A 17,642-nucleotide genomic window follows, 5' to 3' on the forward strand; every position below is an offset into this window, starting at 1 on the left:
TAGATCGGCTTTCATTTGAATAATGCTTTAAGGAACTATCCTTCAGTTTCTTCAGTGTTTTCAGTAGCTTCTTCCGCAACCTCTTCTGTTGTTTCTTCAGCAACAGGAGTGTTTTTAGCAGCGATAGCAGCAGCTCTGTCATCTTTTTTCTTCGCTTCAGCAGCTAAAGCAGCTTTTTTAGCTTCTTCTTTAGTTTTTGCTAAACCTGATTTTTTTCCTTCGATTTGAGCACCTTTACCTTCTAACCAGTTGTTGAAAAGTTCTTCTGCTTTAGTTTCGTCGAACGCACCTTTTTTCACACCACCTTGTAAGTGCTTTTTGTACAAAACACCTTTGTAAGAAAGGATAGCGCGAGCGGTGTCAGTAGGTTGTGCACCTTTATTCATCCAATCCAATGCTTTTTCGAAATCTAATACGATAGTTGCTGGGTTAGTGTTCGGGTTATAAGAACCGATACGCTCGATGAATTTACCATCACGTGGAGCACGTGCATCTGCTACTACTACGTGGTAAAAAGGTTTTCCTTTTTTACCATGTCTTTGCAATCTGATTTTAGTTGCCATGTTTTTTTTATTTTATGTATTCAACATATCCCCCGTGCTTCATGCAAGAAGGGACGCAAAGATAAAAACTTATTTCCAATAATAAAAGCAAACCGTTATATTCATCACATTAATCCACAACACCCTATGCAAGAAAAAGCACCCCTAAAAATAGTTAAAGCATCGGCAGGCTCCGGAAAGACATTCAGCCTGACCGTCCATTACCTATCTTTATTGTTGGCCAAGGAAAGCAATTACCGCGAAATACTTGCTGTAACCTTTACCAACAAAGCAACCGCGGAAATGAAGGAAAGGATCCTCTCCGTGTTGCAGGGCTTAGCAACCGGAAATCCCGCTAGGAAAATCGAGGATTACCGACAGATATTATTGGAAGAACATCCCCAATGGGATGCACATGCCCTTCAGGAAAAAGCACAACGTATATACCGAAGGATCTTGCACGATTACTCCCACTTCTCTGTGAGTACCATCGATGGGTTCTCCCAAAAAGTCATCCGAAGCTTTACCTATGAATTGAATCTGGATGCCGGATATGCCATCGAAATGAACACCAATAAGGTAAAACGGGATCTGACCATCATGCTGAATCAGCTCTTGGATGAAAAACCCGAACTATTGGAATGGATCATTGCTTATGCGGAGCAAAAAATAGGAAACAATGAAAATTGGAACTATCGGAATCAATTGATGAGTCTGGCCGGTCTTATATTCAGTGAAAATTTCCAGGAATTTGATGGATACATACTTTCTGCGGATTCCAACCGTATTTTCAACCTCTTGAACAAAGAGGTCTCCGAAAAGACCAGCAACTTTCTAGACGCCTTAAGCGCTGCCATTGAACAGTTCAACCAAAGCTACCGTAGTTTGGGCATAGACGAGTCCGAACTTGTGCAGAAGTCACGGAATAAGCTGGTCTCGGCCAGCAAGGTAAATCCAAATATCCATAAATTCTCCATTTCAGATCTTGATGAAAAGGTCTTCCAGAAATATGACACCTTGGTGCAAGAACCAGAAAAAATATTTGTTGACCAAGATAAAAATTACCGTACAGATTTGGTACAGGCCATGCAGCCTGCCTTGGATATCCTCATGGAATTACGAGGTATTTTCCCATCCTATATCGCCTATCATTCGGTTCAGGGGAATCTATATTTCCTTCGTTTATTAAAAGAGATGAGTGATCTCCTTAGTCAATGGCGGAAAGAAAATGGGGCGCAATTGATTTCTGATGCGCAGATTCTCCTGAACAAAATCGGAATTGATGACCAACAGGATCCTACCTTCATCTGGGAAAAGATCGGTAACCGGTTCAATTATTTCCTATTCGATGAATTCCAGGATACTTCCCGGATCCAATGGAAAAACTACAGCCCTTTATTGTTGAACGCCTTGGCCAATGCTACAGGCACCTTGAATGAGCACCTGATCGTAGGCGATGTCAAACAGAGCATCTACCGATGGCGGAATGGCGATTGGCGGATACTGTTGCAACAGGTGGAAAAACAGGTGGTCGACAATTTCCATCTTCAGCCGCAACAGCTTGAACAGTTTATCCATAACGGCACCCTGCAGACCAACTTCCGCAGTCTGCCGAACATCATCAAACTGAATAACTACCTGTTCGATAAAATCCCCTCCTTATTGCAGGAGGTATTGAACAATAAAGTATTGGAGAGTCTTTCCGGCGATTCCTGGGCTTGGTGGCAAGAAACAGGCAACGATCAGATGTTGATTAAGGCCTATCAAGATACCGAGCAGCAGATTCCCGAACATCTTTTGGGGGATGATAACCCACAGGGATCCATAGAAATCAATTATTTCCCGGTTGAGCATGGGCGATTCAGAAAGAACCAAGTTATGGATGCTTCTGTAGATTCCCTATGCCAAAAGATTGGCGAGTGGATCAACAGTGGTAGATACCAAGCAAAACAGATTGGGATCTTGTTGCGCAGCAATGCCCAAGCGCGGTTGCTGATCCAGGAACTGATGCGTTTTAAAAATGAAAAGCAGCTCGCATTCGAAGTGATTTCTGGAGATGCATTGACCCTGATATCCAACCATGCCGTAAATCTCTTGGTAGAAACCTTTCGCGCACTGGTTTTCCAATCGGAAAAACATGTTATCCATCTGGCCAATATGGCCTACCTATACCAATTGGCTATGGGTAAATCTACCTTCGATCCCAAAGCCTGGTTAACATTCAAGACAAATCAGATCGAATCCTTGAATGGGGTTCTTCCTCAGCAATTGATTGAAAATTGGGTGGCCTTGCAGAAAATGCCTTTGGTCCATCTGACTGAGAAGCTGATCGAGATCTATCAGGTTGGAAAAGAAAACAGCATACACCTTCCCTATTTATTGGCCTTCAAAGATATGGTTACCCAGTTTTCGAGCATGGGTGAACGGGGTATCCTCCAGTTTTTGGAATACTGGGACGAAGACGGTGAGAAGGCTGTGCTACCAGCAAACGGAAAGTTGGATGCCATCGAAGTCACCACCATTCATAAATCCAAAGGATTGGCTTATGATGTGGTCATGATCCCGTTCTGTTCCTGGAATCTGGATGGCATGAACAATGGCGATTTCTGGATCGATGTAATGGACAGCCCTTTCCAAGAGCTCGGAAAAATCCCTGTAAAATACAATGCCGCCTTAGGAAAATCCATTTTCTATAAGCAATATTTCGAGGAAATGCTCTTCAACTACATGGATGCCCTGAACACCTTCTATGTGGCAACCACCAGGGCAAAAGAACATTTATATATCTCAGCACCCCAATTTAAGGAGGCCGATGCCAAATCGGCCAACGTATTGAATGGGTTTGAAGTCAAAAATGAATACATCAGCGATCTATTGCTTCAAACATTAATGGATCCACAATCCATTTTTCCTTTGGAAGATAACCAAGTCAACATCCAGGAAATCATTCTGAAGAAAGATGATGGCGAAGATCAGGAAGAAAATAAACTGGCATTGACGAACTACCCGATATCGAAGGAATTGGATAGGGCACTGGATCGTTCCAGCAAACGGAGCATCAATAACATCCTGATGATGGAGGAAGCGGCGAGGTATGGGGTCCTTGCCCATGAAATCATCTCAGCCGTAGAAAAGGAGCAGGATATTGCGGACTTGGTCAGCCAATTTATCGAAGAGGGAATTATCGAAGAACATGCCCGTCCAGATCTGATGAAAGAGATCCAGGAAGTATGGCACCATCCCCAGATCAACCAATGGCTAACCCAGGACTATAAGGTTTGGAATGAAGCCAGTATTATTACCTCCGAAGGAAAAACCCTACGTCCGGACAAGGTATTCAGCAAGGATGGAGAAACCATTGTATTGGACTTTAAGTTCACCAAAGGCGATTATATCGAACATAAATACCAAGTAGGAACCTATATGGATGCCCTCAAAAATGTAGGTTACCCAGCGGTCAAAGGCTATTTATATTACGCCAAATCAAAAGAATTAGTAGAAGTAAATTAAAAAGAATGGAAAAACCATTTTTACGTTTAGTAGCAGAAGACATACAGACAAGATTCGGCAAGGAAATTTCCGATATTGCCATTGTATTCAACAATAAAAGACCGATTACCTACCTGAAGAAACATCTGGTCGATGTTTACGGACAGGCAATCTGGTCGCCACAGTTTTTTACCATCCAGGAATTCTTTTCCCAATCAAGCACAAAAACATTGGCCTCTTCATTAAGTCAGTTTTTTTACCTGTTCGAATTGCACAATGAACTGCTCAAAAAGGAAGGCCTGGAACCGGAAAGCCTGGAGGAATTCTATCCCATTGCGGAGATCATATTGAGCGATTTTTCCCAATTGGATTATGACCTTGTTCCGATCGATCAGATCTACATGACCCTTTTCGACAATACGGAAATTGACTTGGCTTTCCAGCATTTCACGCCTGAGCAACAGGAATTCATCAAATTATTCTGGCAATCCTTTTCCATCAAAGGCCATACAGCCGTACAACAACGCTTCCTTAAACTTTGGAAGAGGCTTCCTGTGCTATATAGGCTGTTCAAGGAAAAAATGGCCCAAGAAAACCAGATCAATCATCCTACGATCTATCGCGCCTTGGCGGAAGGAAAAGCGGAAAAACCTGATTTCAACAGGAAATTTCAAAAAGTCCTATTCGTCGGCTTCAATGCCTTGAACCGCGCAGAGGCCCAACTATTCAAACAATGGCAGGAAGAAGGACAAGCCTTATTCTATTTTGATGCGGATGCGCATTATATCGATGACAACCTGCAGGAGGCGGGTCTATTTATCCGAAGGAACATACAGGGTACGGGGCTTCTGAACGCATTGGGAGATATTCCCAACATCATTGGAAATAGGACTTCTGAAGTGCAATTGTACCAATGTTTGGGGAAGAACAGCGAAACGAAGTTATTGCATGATGTTTTGTTAGCGGATTTTCCAGCAGGTCTTCCTGCGGATAAGTCTGCTGCTATTCTGTTGGCCGATGAGAGTCTGCTTGTCCCTTTATTACAGAGCTTGCCAGACCTGGAAGTCAACATTACGACGGGTTATCCCCTTATCCAATCGCCACTCTATGGACTGATCGATCTGTGGTGTGAAACCCAATTGGCCATCTCCCATCAGAAAAAGGAAAAAATCCCTTACCAAGGGTTAGAAACTTTCCTTTCCCATCCGATGACCAAGATGGAAACTTTTGCCAAGCAGAAGATCCAAAAAGAGATCGCTGATAAACAACAGTTTGAGGTCCCGATAAATGAAATCGATATTTCAACTTCGGCCATCCCGTATTTTTTTGAACCTATCCAAGATCAGCAAGGGGTCATTCCTGGGATCAACCGAATGATCGGGTCACTATTAGAATCCATGGCGCTGCAAGGGAGGATCAAGTTGATTGAATCCGATCTGTTGATCGAAACCCGCAAGGTGTTGAACCAATTGCAGGCCGGATTTGAAAAATTGGGCAACCTGAGCATATCCTTCCAGATCGGATTGGTAAAAAAAGCGATCGCACCGATCAATTCTGCTATCGAAGGAGATCCCCTAAAAGGCATCCAGATCATGGGACTATTGGAAAGCCGTTGTTTAAATTTCGATAACATCTATGTGTTAGGCGCGAATGAAGGCATCTTACCAAAGACCTCCAGTGCGGCTACCTTTCTTCCGAATAACCTTCGTAAAGCCTATGGTTTACCCGTACTGGAAAATCAGGATGCTTTATCAGCCTATCTATTCTATCGACACTTCCAGTATTCCCAAGGGATGCACCTGTTCTATAATGGAATTGTCGATGAAAGCAGTACAGGGGAAGAAAGTCGGTTCATCAAACAGATGGAATTTGAAACCCAGTTTCAGTTCATCAAAAAGACGCAGCAACAACCACTGCTTTTCCCGGTCCAACCGGACGAACTGATCGTAGAAAAAAAGGACGAAATATGGGATAAATTGTACCAGACCTATATCATCAACAAAAAACAACTTTCAGCGTCTGCATTTACGACCTACCTGCAATCGCCCTTGCAGTTCTTTCTCAAGTATGTGGCCGAGATCAAGGAACCTCCTTCCATTTCACAGGAATTTGAAATGAACAACCTCGGATCCATCATCCATAAAAGTATGGAGCTACTGTATCTTCCACTTAAAGGGAATCCCGATTTCACGCCAACTGAAACGCTTAAGGATAAATTAGGATTAGTAGACCAACTGGTTCTTCAGGAAATTGCTTCGGAATATAAATTGGAGGTCAGCAATATCGATGACCTGAACAGTCTTCAGCGGATCATGCACAAAATTTCATCCGCCTATATCCGGATGTACCTGGAATATGATATGGCAAATTATGATGCCATCCGGATCATCGAATTGGAGAATGAAGAGGATTATAAACTGGACTTTGAAATCCTGCTGGATGGTCAGCCGGAAAAGTTGAGGCTCTACGGGATCATCGACCGCGTGGATGAAGTGGTGGATAAGGATGGACAGCTGAAGACAAGGATTGTAGACTACAAAACCGGAGGGGATAAGATCCTATTTACCAAACCTGAAAAGGTTTTTGCCAAAGACACGGAAAATAAGGCTTTGTTGCAGACACTTTTCTATGCCTTTGTATACGAGCAGGTAACTGGTCTCAAAGGGTTGGAACCTCATTTATATGTGGCAAGAAGAATGCGGGAAGATGGCACGTTATTCCGGAACAACAGCGGCAGCATGGTCTTTTCAGATTATTTTCTGGAAGAGATGAAAGGAGATTTTGTAGGGTTTTTAAGGAAAACGTTGGAAGAATTGTTCAACAGGGAGATCCCTTTTAAGCATGATCCGGATGCCCAAGTCTATCCATCCGATCCTTATACCCTATTCTACAAATACAGCGTAAAGGAAAGCATTGAAGAAGAATAAGATGATATTTAGAACAACATATATTAAGATCCGATAACATGAGATATTTACTATTAATTACCAGTATTTTGCTAATCAGTTTGAGCGTCCAAGCTCAGCAACAACCCAATGGAAATAAACTCCTTGAAAATGTCAAGTTTACGGGAGCAAAAGCTCTCCAAAAAAATTACAAAGCCATTTATCAATTGGACAGCAACAACCCGGATATCGTTAAAAAAGCTTTTAGGAACATCAACAATCTATTGAATGATTCCAGGTTAAAAGGAAAGGTGGAAGTAGAATTGATCACTTTTTCGGGAGGTACGGAAGTAATGTTGAAAAACTCTGCTTACCAGGAAGACCTGAAAAAGCTGATCGAAAAGGGGGTGATTGTTGCCCAATGTACCAATTCCCTGCAGGAAAGAGGCTTGGAAAAGCATCAATTGTATGATTTCATTGCCTATGTACCTAGTGGGAATGGCGAATTGGTGATCCGAGGTGCAGAAGGATGGGTAATCGTAAAGCCTTAACCTTCAACATGGAATAAGATAAAGGATTTTTCAATAAACATAAAAATGGGCCCATTAATCAATGGACCCATTTTCTTTTAATGCCTTGCTTCTGAGCGATTCATACCGCTTTATTTTTTATAGCGTTTCATCGCTTTATTTGCTCTTTTCTTCGCTGTATTGATCTTGTAATCGAACCATTTATCCTTGAAGATCTTACGCATGGTATCATCAAAATGTCTGGTAATAAAGAGATTTCTTGCTCCCTTCAATTTCTCCGAAATACTATTGGCCAATGCGCGAACCGAAATGGAATAACCCTCCGTTTCATATTGGATATAATGCCACCATCCTGCCGGCATGTATAAGGTTTCTCCCGGGTGGATCACCGCTTCGTATCCGTCCAGGAATTCCAATCCTGGATAATCACTGGTCGAACTGTTTTTCAGGTTGGCAATGCTATGGAAATTATATGGCAGTTTGTACATCAGGTCAGACTGGTCGTTTGGAAACAACCAAATGCGCTTGCTTCCCTGGAATTGGGAAATAAACACATGCGACATATCGATATCAAAGTGGTTCCGCGTAGCAGATCCTTCACCTCCAAAAAACATATAGGGTAGCCATTGAAGTACTTTACCGCCCGTTACATCGTTAAAGATCACATCCTTTTTTAATTCAGGTCTGATCTTCATCAAATTGAACAGGAACAAACGTAATTCTGTTGGTTCTTTTCTTATGAGATCTAAGTAATCACCAAAACTCATACGCCCAACAGGTGGACTCGCAGCATGGTTCTGAGACTCTTCTTCACGACCATATACGTCGATTTGTTCATTGCCCGCTATTTCCTTGAAATACTCATAACTCCATTTCGACCAACAAGGACACTCTTTGCTGATGAAATCCTTGATGATAACCGGTTGACTCTTATTCAAGTAGTCTTTAATGAAGTCCTTCGGAGCAACGCCAGAGATGCTATTTACAGGTTTTAATTTCACTAGATTACCTTTTTTGTATATATGCAAACTTAAAAAAAATATTCCTACAATAAATGTACCTGAGGGTATGCGGGCACATATTAATTCGAAATATCAGCAAATTAATTAGAATTTTATTCTTAAAAAATGACTTCTGTCAAATTTCTGACAAGAAAGGTGGGAAAAAGAGGTCGTTGTGATGGATTAAAACGGAATTGCGTTTTACGCGTCATTGCGAGGAACTAAAACGTCATTGCGAGGAACGAAGCAATCTTTGGACTTTGTCATCCTGAGCGTAGTCCATGTCATCCTGAGCGTAGTCGAAGGATCTGATCGGGTATAAACGAACAGATGCTTCGACTGCGCTCAGCATGACATGCGGGAAGATTGCTTCGTCGTGCCTCCTCGCAATGACGCAGAGCCTCGCAATGACGAAAAAAATACTATTTATTAACCTGTTTAATATACTGCTCAATAGCCATGGTCATACTTGGAGCTACCGGCGTTGGGGCTGGGATATCCAAGATCAGATCATGTTCCAATAAAGCTTGTTGTGTACTGGATCCAAAAGCTGCGATCCTCGTATTATTCTGCACAAAATCAGGGAAGTTCTCGTACAAAGACTGCACACTGGTCGGGCTAAAAAACACAATGATATCATAAAAAACATCCTTCAGATCCTTGATATCCGAAATCACCGTACGGAACAAAACCGCTGGGGTAAAATCATAACCATTCTCTTTCAACCAAGCTTGTGTTTCCTCATTCGCCATATCGGAACATGGGAAAAGGAACTTCTCTTTGTTGTGTTTCTTAAGCACATCTTCCAGATCCTTGGCCGTTTGTTTTCCGAAGAAAATCTTACGTTTACGGTATTGGATATATTTCTGAAGATAAAGTGCGATAGTTTCAGAGATACAGAAATATTTCATCTCTGCAGAAACCTCATAACGCATTTCCTCACATACACGGAAGAAATGATCCACCGCATTCTTGCTGGTGAAGATCACTGCGGTGTGGTCTGCAAAATTAATGCGTTCTTTTCTGACATCCTTCGCGGAAACGCCTTCGACATGAATAAAACCTCTGAAATCCAATTTCAGGTTATATTTCTCGGCTAGCGTGAAGTAGGGAGATTTGTCATTTTCTGGTTTTGGTAAAGTAACAAGTATGCTCTTTACTTTTTTTGCTCTTTCTACATCAATCTGCATAAATACTGTCTTAATTACTTAGCGCCCTCACTAATATTAAAATAGGTGCGAGTTCGAGACTGCAAAGATAAAGAATTAAATAAAATATTGAAAACTGGAAATTCCCAAACAAGTGAAAAGCCGTTCTCAAAAAGCGGTAAGAGAATAGCAGAATCACCAAAATCACATAGATAATCGCAATGGTAGAAAAGTAAGAAACAGGTACAAATACTACCGTTAAGAGGAATGGCATGAGAAAAAACATACTGTTAAAGTATACCAGATACAGCACCGCAATGTATTCTCTAACAATCTTATCTAACAAAAAGATAAAAGAAACAAAACGTATTAATAATATCTTGGCAATAAAAAGTATGGCCACAAATGCCGAATTTTTGATAAAATTCTCGAAGCTTAAATAGTTTTTGTCGCTGAAGCTCGACACCAGGATACAGACAAACAGACCAAGGGATAAACTGAACACGACATATAAAAAGATATAGGGCCAAGAGGTGGCGAGGTTATCCTCCTTACTTACCTGTTGCAACAGCCTTTCTTTGTAATAGGCATCCACGATGATCTTCAGTTCCACCGGAAATACGATCCGCAGAACGGCCAAGATCAGGAAAAGAAAACCGACCACGAAAATCACCCATATTGGTCGATCATGTTTCTTCCCTCCCATATGCACGGAGGTATCCGATTGGTCCAACCCCCCGGTATCCATACCAAAAAGAAGATCATGTCTACCCTGCTTGTAGATGGCCGCTACATATTCCTTCGCAAAATTGACCTCCTGCTTTGGATGAACGATGATTTCACTATATTTAAGCTCATTATCCAGGCTATTGTAAAAAGCAGTTCGTGCTATAGAATCTCGAATGGCTACACTATCAACAGCTTGGATGCTATCCTGCAACGGCACTTGAACAAAAGCCTGCGCATGTGGTTGGAAAATCCAACTGAGGATAAACACAAATAGACTTAATGCGAGCGATTGTTTCATGAATTCGTAAAGTTAGAACAAAATAATGGGTTTAGAAATTGAAAATATGGCTGAGGATAAAATTATTAGATGTGGCTGGTGCGGCGAAGACAGCCTTTACCAAAAGTACCATGATGAGGAATGGGGGAAAGTGGTAAAAGATGATGCCACCTTATTCGAATTCCTGATCCTGGAATCGGCACAGGCAGGTTTGAGCTGGATCACCATTTTGCGTAAAAGGGAAGGCTATAGAAACGCATTTGCGAATTTCGACTACCATAAGGTCGCTGAATTTACGGAGGAGGATGTAGAACGGATATTACAGGATCCTGGAGTGATCCGTAATCGTGGAAAGATCAACAGCAGCATCAACAATGCAAAAATATTCATGGCGATCCAAAAAGAGTTCGGGAGTTTCTACAATTACCTGTATAGTTTCATGCCCAACCAGGAACCCATCATCAATCAGTTAGAAACACTAAAAGGCGCACCTACGACGACTGCCATCTCCGATGCCATATCCAAGGACCTGAAAAAAAGGGGAATGAAATTCTTCGGTTCCACCACCTGTTATGCTTACATGCAAGCAGTAGGCATGGTCAACGACCATCTGCTTAGCTGTTCATTCCGATCGTAGCTGGAGGGTCTATATTACGGTAGATATTCTGCAGGTTGCGACATTGTCCATTGTAATCTAGACCATACCCTACAACAAATTCCTTTTCGATCTCAAATCCAACATACATGATGTTGTCGAAGCTGTATAAAAGGCACTCGGGCTTTAGCAAAAGGGTGGCAACCGCTATACTGGCCACGCCCAGTTTCTCCAAGGCTTCAATGGTATGCACCAGGGAATTACCAGTATCGACGATATCTTCCACGATCACCACATGCCTACCTTCCAAGGACATCCCTACCCCGATCAGTTCGTGTACCGATCCTTGGCTCGTTCCTTCATAGGAGGCCAGCTTAACAAAGGACATCTCGCAGGGAATATGGATCTGCTTCATCAGGTCTGCCATGAACATAAAACAGCCGTTCAGCACGCCGATGAAAACAGGGTGTTTATCCTCATACCGAAGGTTCATGTCAATACCTATCAAGCGGATCCTTTTCTGGATCTGTTCATAATCGAGCATCAGCTCAAAATGCAAATCGTCTATACTGATATTTTTCATGCTTAGTTTTCTTCTTGTTGTGGCTGTTTACCAAAAAGTTTTTCCAATAATTTTTTACGTAGCTCCTCTTCCCTATCCATCTCATCGGCCATATCATGGATGCTCTCGCTGCTTGCGCTGGTATCCACCACCCCAGCCGGACGTGGAGGTCGTAGATTGGGCTGCAACTGAACCTGGTAGAAACCATAGTTTGCAGGCACATTTTCATCATGCAACTGGTCCATTTTGGTCATGATGTAGCCATAGGTATTGAAATGCTTCAGCACCCAAGGTTTCAGGTGACCGGTATAATCAAAGGACGAAAGTCCTGTTTTTGGTCTCGGGATAATGCTCGATAGGTAAAGACTCTCGCCTATGGTCAATTCTGCGGGTGTCTTACCAAAATAGTATTTGGATGCCTCGGCAATCCCATACACATTTTTACCCCATTCGATTACATTCAGGTAAATCTCGAACAAGCGGTCCTTACTCACTTGTTTGGATTGTTCCATCAACCAAACCATCAGGATCTCCTCAAACTTACGCATCATGGTCTTATTACGGTTGAGGTAAAGATTCTTCACCAACTGCATGGAGATGGTACTTGCCCCTCTTTTGAATTTTTTCTCTTTGATATTGGTCACCAAGGATAGCTGGAAAGCTTCCAATTCAAAGCCGTTATGTTTATAGAAAAATGGATCTTCGGTATTCAGGACAGTTTTCTTCAGGATAGGTGCAATTTGATTAAGCGGTGTAAAATTAGGATTGGTAGCATCCAGCATAATATCACGCATTTTCACACTATCCTCAAAAGCTTCATACACAAAAGGTCCATTCAGGGCGGCGATATCTGCCTTGCCCCATTTAACGACTTTCAGCTGGGAATCATCGATCTTGGAACTGAAGCTCAAATTATCTGGATCATCCAGGTCCACTTCAAAATCCATGTCATATTGAATATTGCCATCCACTTGGATACCATCCAGGTTTTCAAACAATCCCACTGGTAGGGCATCAAAGAAATGCTGCGCCTTAAAACTACCCGTATGTACGGCCAATCCTAATATTTTCTTGGGCTTGCGCGTAAATTTGGCATGCGGTTCAAATTCAAAATCTTTCACTTTCACCTTGGTTCCCGGCATCAGCTCGGCCGTATTTTCCGAAATCAGGATCCCACCATCGGCGGCACCTGCCGGTAATAGCACAGGCTCCAAGGATAAACGGCGATGGAATACCTTCAGGTTTTTCGTGTCCCAACCACCTACGACCTGCAAGTAATCTTTCCCTTTACGGGAAACATCGTCCAGGTGGAAGGAAAGCTCATTGAAACTCACATGCAGACCATATTTTTGGGCAATGAATGGAACTTCAACCCCCTTATTCTCGGTGGATACCTTAACACTTAAAGTCTGTTTGCCCGGATTAACATTCCCTGCAAAATTCCATTTTGCTTCTTGGTCGTTCAAGAAAACATCGATATTGTAATCGCCATTATCGATTTCTCCTTTCGGTATATGAACTTCTTGGGTAGAGCTGCTATCTGTATAGGAAAGGCTGACGTTCTCCAAGCTCATGTTGGTAGGCACCTTGTCGAAAACCTGTTGAAAGAGATGGTCTACTCGTTCTGCCAATGTCCGGACATCCTCTTTTTTATCCGTGCTATCTTTATCTACCTTTTTACGGAACAGAAAATCATAATTTGAAGTACTATCTTTCTTGACCAGGCTAATATCTGCGTTTACCAACTCCATATTGGCAATACGGATATCCCCGAACAACAGTGGAAATACCTTAACCGAAACTTCAAATTTATCTATGGCTGCCAATTGTTCAGCAGAATCTGGAACTACTTTGATGCGGTTGAAATCCACCGAAGTCAGTCCGGAGAATTGATAATCCCCCACCTCAAAATTCAATTGGTAATCGTCCTTCAGTTTCTGTTTGACTTTCCCTACCGCCTTATCCAACATGGCCCCCCGAACGGAAAGCCCCCATATCAAACCAACCAATAAAACAACCAGTACAACACTAACACTAATGATAAACCACTTCTTCTTCACAAAACCGAAAGCTGGAAAGGACTTGTTATTATTTGCCGTCATATCGTCTATATCGTACCTTGAATTTTGATAAAAATAGGTAAAAAACATTAAAAACATCTTGATGACATGATATTGAGTAGGTTTAGTTAGTTTTGTAATTCTTAATATTTACTCATGATTACGAAACAACAGATCCTTGATGCCTTAAGTCATGTGGAAGAACCGGATTTAAAGAAAGACCTGGTTACCCTCAACATGATTGAGAACATTGAAATCCTCCCTAATAAGATAAAATTTGATGTGGTGTTGACCACTCCAGCATGCCCGATGAAGGGCCATATTGAACATGCCTGCAAGAATGCGATTGCTCTTTTTGTTTCCAAGGAAGTCGAAGTGGAGATCAATATGACCGCCCGTGTTAAAGCGGTAGAAACAGCGCAGTTAAAAAACATTAAGAACATTGTTTTGGTATCTTCTGGAAAAGGTGGTGTTGGTAAATCTACCGTGGCAGCCAATCTGGCGATTGCCTTGGCCAATTCGGGCGCAAAGACAGGCCTGTTGGATGCGGATATCTATGGTCCTTCGGTCCCTATGATGTTTGGTGTAGAGCATGCTCGCCCCGAATCAACACAGACTCCAGATGGAAAGAACAAGATCGTTCCTATCGAACGATTTGGTTTGAAATTATTGTCCATCGGATTTTTTACAGATCCGAACCAACCTATTCCTTGGCGTGGACCGATGGCGACTTCTGCCATCAAGCAATTGTTCAATGATACGGATTGGGGCGATTTGGATTACCTGGTCGTAGACATGCCTCCTGGCACTGGAGATATTCACATCACCGTAGCCCAAAACTACCCGATATCTGGCGCTGTGATTGTAACAACCCCACAGCAGGTCGCATTAGCGGATGCGATCAAGGGCATGGCGATGTACCAGATGGAAGGTGTTCAGGTGCCTATTATTGGTGTGGTAGAGAACATGGCCTATTTCACGCCTGCAGAATTGCCGGAAAATAAATACTACATCTTTGGTAAGGATGGAGGAAAACGTTTGGCGGCAGATAATCAGGTGCCTTTCTTGGGAGAGATCCCCTTGGTGAAATCGGTATCGGATGCTGGAGACAACGGTTTTCCGGTAGCCTTGGATGGCGATGATCCTGTGGCAGCAGCTTTTGGGGTGCTAGCTGGAAGGGTAGCACAGGAACTGAGTATCTTAGCGAATAGGTAATTTTCTAAAATTCTTTTGATGTATTATAACCTGAAAAATGTGGTGTTTTTCTATGGTAAAAGGCTGTTTTCGTTGAAAAAATAGGGCTAAAGCATGCGTAAAGCATGTTTTAATATGCTCAACATACATTTTACATACTTTCACCATGCTTTCAGTATGGTTTCAGTAAGAACGCAAAAAGCTGCCCAAATGGGCAGCTTCTTATTTTAAACTCAAACTATTATTAGTTTTTCTTTATGGTAATGTTATTATTTCCACACCAGAACCAAAGGATCCAGCAGATACATTGTAACCAGCAACATTAATAGTCACTGTTTTTCCAGATACCGTACCTGTAACATTCGTCATAGAAACCGGTCCATAATCAGGATGGTTATAGATAACTTGGTTAGGGAAAGTCAAGGTTTTACCATCGGATTTAATCATGAATGCAAAGCTACCACCACCAAATGGGTTAACCACTTTATACACATTCGCACCTTGTGCTTTTTGAATCTTAACATCCAATACAGCGCCTTCCCATCCTCCTTTAGAATCCAATTTAGTAGTACCTAAATCTTCAAAAGTCAAAATGTTGGAAGCATTGATATTGATTTTCTTGATATTGCTATAGCTGATGTTTTTATCATCAATATTAAGAGAGATCGGGAAAGCCAAACCAGCCCTAACATCCGTTCCTACTGCAGAAACAGATAGGGTACTAGGGTCAATTTTAGAGAAATCTCCGTAATTGATTTTAGCATAAGCTTTACCTTCACCTGCTTTGAATTCAACTGGACCAGCCACTTGGAACACGTCTGTATATCCTGCTCCAGTTGCTGTAAGGGTAACAGGAACAGAAAGGTCGCCAGCTGTTGAAGTACGTCCAACAGGGATTTCCAACACACCAGATTCCATTGCAAGACTTGTAGTACCACTCATGAAGCTGATTTTGTCTTCAGGTCCTTGGTACAAAGGTCCCTCTGTTTTGTCACAAGAAGTCATGCTTAACACAAGAGCAAAGACCCCTAAAGCGTTTAATATATTCTTTTTCATTTTATTCAAATTATATAATTACATTGGGTTTTGATCCTTTGTAGCATCCAAACTTTTATTACCATCAAATTCCTTTTGAGGAATGGTCAAGATCATTTCTTTATTCGCTGGTTCTAATGTATTCCAGTTTACGAAGAAAGAGTGGTTGGTATTTCCTGCTTTTCTATCAAATCCAGTTTTTAAACGTAAGATATCGAATGCACGTTCTGCTTCACCCCAAAGTTCAATACGTCTTTGAAGAATAATGTGGTCCATCAACGTTCTTGGAGCTCCGATAGATCCCATGGTCAAGTCTTTAGACATGGTCACATTCGCTAACATAGCTTGGTAACCAGATGGGTTTCTTAGTTTCAACAAATCTTCAAGCGCTGTTTTTGCTTCCGCTAAACGTCCAGCATTTGCTAAAGCCTCTGCTTTTACCAATTGCATTTCTTCTGCACGCATGAAGATATAATCTCCCAAATCAGACGCTTTATCAGCATATCTGAATTTTACTTGGTTATAAGGTTTTGTTTCTGCCTCACCTCCATCAGTTTGATTATTCCACCATTGCTTACGAATATCGGAAGCAGGGATCTGATCATACAACCAGTTGTAAATACATTTACGTGAAGATGCTGCATAGCGATCTGCAGAAGCATCCATATGGGAGAAAAATGAAGCATAGACAGTTGCTTGATCCGCAATGATTTCAGCGCCCCAAAGTACATTTTTCAAACCGGTATTATTGAAACCTGATAATAGATCATCACCAGAGATCATCGCCAAACCTGGTTTTGTTAAAGCTTCCTCAGCGTATTTAGCTGCATCATCCCATTTGTTCTGAACCAAAGAAACATTTGCTTTGATCGCATTAGCTAAATAATAATCGATATTGGTTTTTTGCAACTGCAATCCTTTATTCTTCGCGAAAGCGGTAATGGCATCATCCAAATCTTTATTGATTTGCGTGTAAACTTCTTCCACGGTACCTCTACCAGCTCCTTGAGAAGAAGAAGTAGTAGGTTCAGTATACAAAGGTACACCTGGAGCAGATTCATGGCCTTTGTAAGTCTGTTGGAATGCTTGGATCAATTGGAAATAAGCGTACGCACGAATAGCACGTGCTTGAGCCATCACATTCTCAATTTTATCAGCATCACCTGTTACGGTGGTTTCCGCTGCTAGGATATAGTTCGCATTACTGATCAAGGTGTAATAGAAGTTCCAAGTTGCATACGATCTCCAAGTAGTAGCTGTGTAACGACTACGAACATCGAATTTATAGTCAAAATAGAACCATCCGTTTCCTTGCGCGTCCTGAACCATATCCTCTCCCATTAGAGAAGTATACAATTTGGTAGACATGATACCAAAGTTCTGGTCTGTATTACCAGTAGACCAACCACTAAGGTATAACATACGATAGATACCGTTCATGGCAACCTGTGCACCATCAGCATTTTCCAACATAGTTGGCGCATCAATTCTATCGGTAGGGCTTGTTTCTAAGAAATCCTTTTTACATGAGGTCATACCTAATGCTAAAGAAATAATAGAAGCATATATTAATTTTTTCATGATTATCTTCAATT

13 protein-coding genes are annotated in these 17,642 nt (G+C 41.8%); 5 read left to right on the plus strand and 8 right to left on the minus strand.

Annotated features, from left to right (window positions below; genetic code table 11):
* Positions 1-35: 35 nt before the first annotated feature.
* Entirely contained in the window at positions 36-563 is a 528-nt protein-coding gene (locus VJ786_RS03790; RefSeq protein WP_099367256.1) for a 30S ribosomal protein S16, read from the minus strand.
* Positions 564-689: 126 nt separating this feature from the next.
* Here VJ786_RS03790 and VJ786_RS03795 point away from each other — a divergent pair, with 126 nt between their 5' ends.
* The 3 genes from VJ786_RS03795 to VJ786_RS03805 are packed head-to-tail and all read left to right on the plus strand — an operon-like array spanning position 690 to position 7,467.
* Positions 690-4,052, plus strand: a complete 3,363-nt coding sequence (locus VJ786_RS03795) for a UvrD-helicase domain-containing protein (protein WP_336557285.1) — start codon at positions 690-692, stop codon at positions 4,050-4,052.
* A 5-nt stretch (positions 4,053-4,057) separates the two neighbouring features.
* Positions 4,058-6,958 carry a PD-(D/E)XK nuclease family protein gene (locus VJ786_RS03800; RefSeq protein WP_336557286.1) on the plus strand — a complete coding sequence of 967 codons (2,901 nt, stop codon included), beginning with the start codon at positions 4,058-4,060 and terminating at the stop codon, positions 6,956-6,958.
* Positions 6,959-6,996: 38 nt separating this feature from the next.
* Positions 6,997-7,467: a DsrE family protein gene (locus VJ786_RS03805; RefSeq protein ID WP_336557287.1), complete on the plus strand. Its 471-nt coding sequence runs from the start codon at positions 6,997-6,999 to the stop codon at positions 7,465-7,467.
* Between the two features lie 110 nt (positions 7,468-7,577).
* Here VJ786_RS03805 and VJ786_RS03810 read toward each other — a convergent pair whose 3' ends face one another.
* The 3 genes from VJ786_RS03810 to VJ786_RS03820 form a co-directional block, all read right to left on the minus strand.
* Positions 7,578-8,447 (minus strand): cupin-like domain-containing protein, encoded by an 870-nt coding sequence (locus VJ786_RS03810; protein ID WP_336557288.1) that lies wholly within the window; start codon positions 8,445-8,447, stop codon positions 7,578-7,580.
* A gap of 422 nt (positions 8,448-8,869) precedes the next feature.
* On the minus strand, positions 8,870-9,637 hold the full coding sequence (locus VJ786_RS03815; RefSeq protein WP_099367252.1) for a uroporphyrinogen-III synthase: 768 nt from the start codon (positions 9,635-9,637) through the stop codon (positions 8,870-8,872).
* 10 nt (positions 9,638-9,647) lie between these two features.
* On the minus strand, positions 9,648-10,622 hold the full coding sequence (locus VJ786_RS03820) for a DUF4271 domain-containing protein (protein ID WP_336557289.1): 975 nt from the start codon (positions 10,620-10,622) through the stop codon (positions 9,648-9,650).
* A gap of 25 nt (positions 10,623-10,647) precedes the next feature.
* Here VJ786_RS03820 and VJ786_RS03825 point away from each other — a divergent pair, with 25 nt between their 5' ends.
* Entirely contained in the window at positions 10,648-11,238 is a 591-nt protein-coding gene (locus VJ786_RS03825) for a DNA-3-methyladenine glycosylase I (protein WP_336557290.1), read from the plus strand.
* Here the strand turns inward: VJ786_RS03825 and VJ786_RS03830 are convergent.
* Positions 11,216-11,779, minus strand: coding sequence for a phosphoribosyltransferase (locus VJ786_RS03830; protein WP_099367250.1), 564 nt, complete (start codon positions 11,777-11,779; stop codon positions 11,216-11,218). The two genes, VJ786_RS03825 and VJ786_RS03830, sit on opposite strands and share 23 nt — an antisense overlap.
* 2 nt (positions 11,780-11,781) lie before the next feature.
* Positions 11,782-13,860 carry a transglycosylase domain-containing protein gene (locus VJ786_RS03835; RefSeq protein ID WP_336557291.1) on the minus strand — a complete coding sequence of 693 codons (2,079 nt, stop codon included), beginning with the start codon at positions 13,858-13,860 and terminating at the stop codon, positions 11,782-11,784.
* 114 nt (positions 13,861-13,974) lie between these two features.
* On the opposite strand from VJ786_RS03835, the gene VJ786_RS03840 reads away from it, so the two are divergent.
* The gene (locus VJ786_RS03840) at positions 13,975-15,033 is read left to right on the plus strand and encodes an Mrp/NBP35 family ATP-binding protein (RefSeq protein ID WP_099367248.1); all 1,059 of its coding nucleotides are present in this window, start codon (positions 13,975-13,977) and stop codon (positions 15,031-15,033) included.
* Positions 15,034-15,267: 234 nt separating this feature from the next.
* On the opposite strand, the gene VJ786_RS03845 is transcribed toward VJ786_RS03840, so the two are convergent.
* Together VJ786_RS03845 and VJ786_RS03850 are read right to left on the minus strand one after the other, a co-directional pair.
* Entirely contained in the window at positions 15,268-16,068 is an 801-nt protein-coding gene (locus tag VJ786_RS03845) for a hypothetical protein (RefSeq protein WP_336557292.1), read from the minus strand.
* An 18-nt stretch (positions 16,069-16,086) separates the two neighbouring features.
* A complete protein-coding gene (locus VJ786_RS03850; protein WP_336557293.1) occupies positions 16,087-17,628 on the minus strand; it encodes a RagB/SusD family nutrient uptake outer membrane protein in 1,542 nt (513 codons plus the stop codon).
* Positions 17,629-17,642 lie beyond the last annotated feature (14 nt).

It is taken from the genome of Sphingobacterium tenebrionis (assembly GCF_037126265.1).
GTDB lineage: Bacteria > Bacteroidota > Bacteroidia > Sphingobacteriales > Sphingobacteriaceae > Sphingobacterium > Sphingobacterium tenebrionis.

Excerpts from the sequence above, each read along its gene's own strand:
- VJ786_RS03790 (WP_099367256.1), bottom strand. The coding sequence starts at position 563 with ATGGCAACTAAAATCAGATTGCAAAGACATGGTAAAAAAGGAAAACCT.
- VJ786_RS03795 (WP_336557285.1), top strand. The coding sequence starts at position 690 with ATGCAAGAAAAAGCACCCCTAAAAATAGTTAAAGCATCGGCAGGCTCC.
- VJ786_RS03800 (WP_336557286.1), top strand. The coding sequence starts at position 4,058 with ATGGAAAAACCATTTTTACGTTTAGTAGCAGAAGACATACAGACAAGA.
- VJ786_RS03805 (WP_336557287.1), top strand. The coding sequence starts at position 6,997 with ATGAGATATTTACTATTAATTACCAGTATTTTGCTAATCAGTTTGAGC.
- VJ786_RS03815 (WP_099367252.1), bottom strand. The coding sequence starts at position 9,637 with ATGCAGATTGATGTAGAAAGAGCAAAAAAAGTAAAGAGCATACTTGTT.
- VJ786_RS03820 (WP_336557289.1), bottom strand. The coding sequence starts at position 10,622 with ATGAAACAATCGCTCGCATTAAGTCTATTTGTGTTTATCCTCAGTTGG.
- VJ786_RS03825 (WP_336557290.1), top strand. The coding sequence starts at position 10,648 with ATGGGTTTAGAAATTGAAAATATGGCTGAGGATAAAATTATTAGATGT.
- VJ786_RS03830 (WP_099367250.1), bottom strand. The coding sequence starts at position 11,779 with ATGAAAAATATCAGTATAGACGATTTGCATTTTGAGCTGATGCTCGAT.
- VJ786_RS03835 (WP_336557291.1), bottom strand. The coding sequence starts at position 13,860 with ATGACGGCAAATAATAACAAGTCCTTTCCAGCTTTCGGTTTTGTGAAG.
- VJ786_RS03840 (WP_099367248.1), top strand. The coding sequence starts at position 13,975 with ATGATTACGAAACAACAGATCCTTGATGCCTTAAGTCATGTGGAAGAA.
- VJ786_RS03845 (WP_336557292.1), bottom strand. The coding sequence starts at position 16,068 with ATGAAAAAGAATATATTAAACGCTTTAGGGGTCTTTGCTCTTGTGTTA.
- VJ786_RS03850 (WP_336557293.1), bottom strand. The coding sequence starts at position 17,628 with ATGAAAAAATTAATATATGCTTCTATTATTTCTTTAGCATTAGGTATG.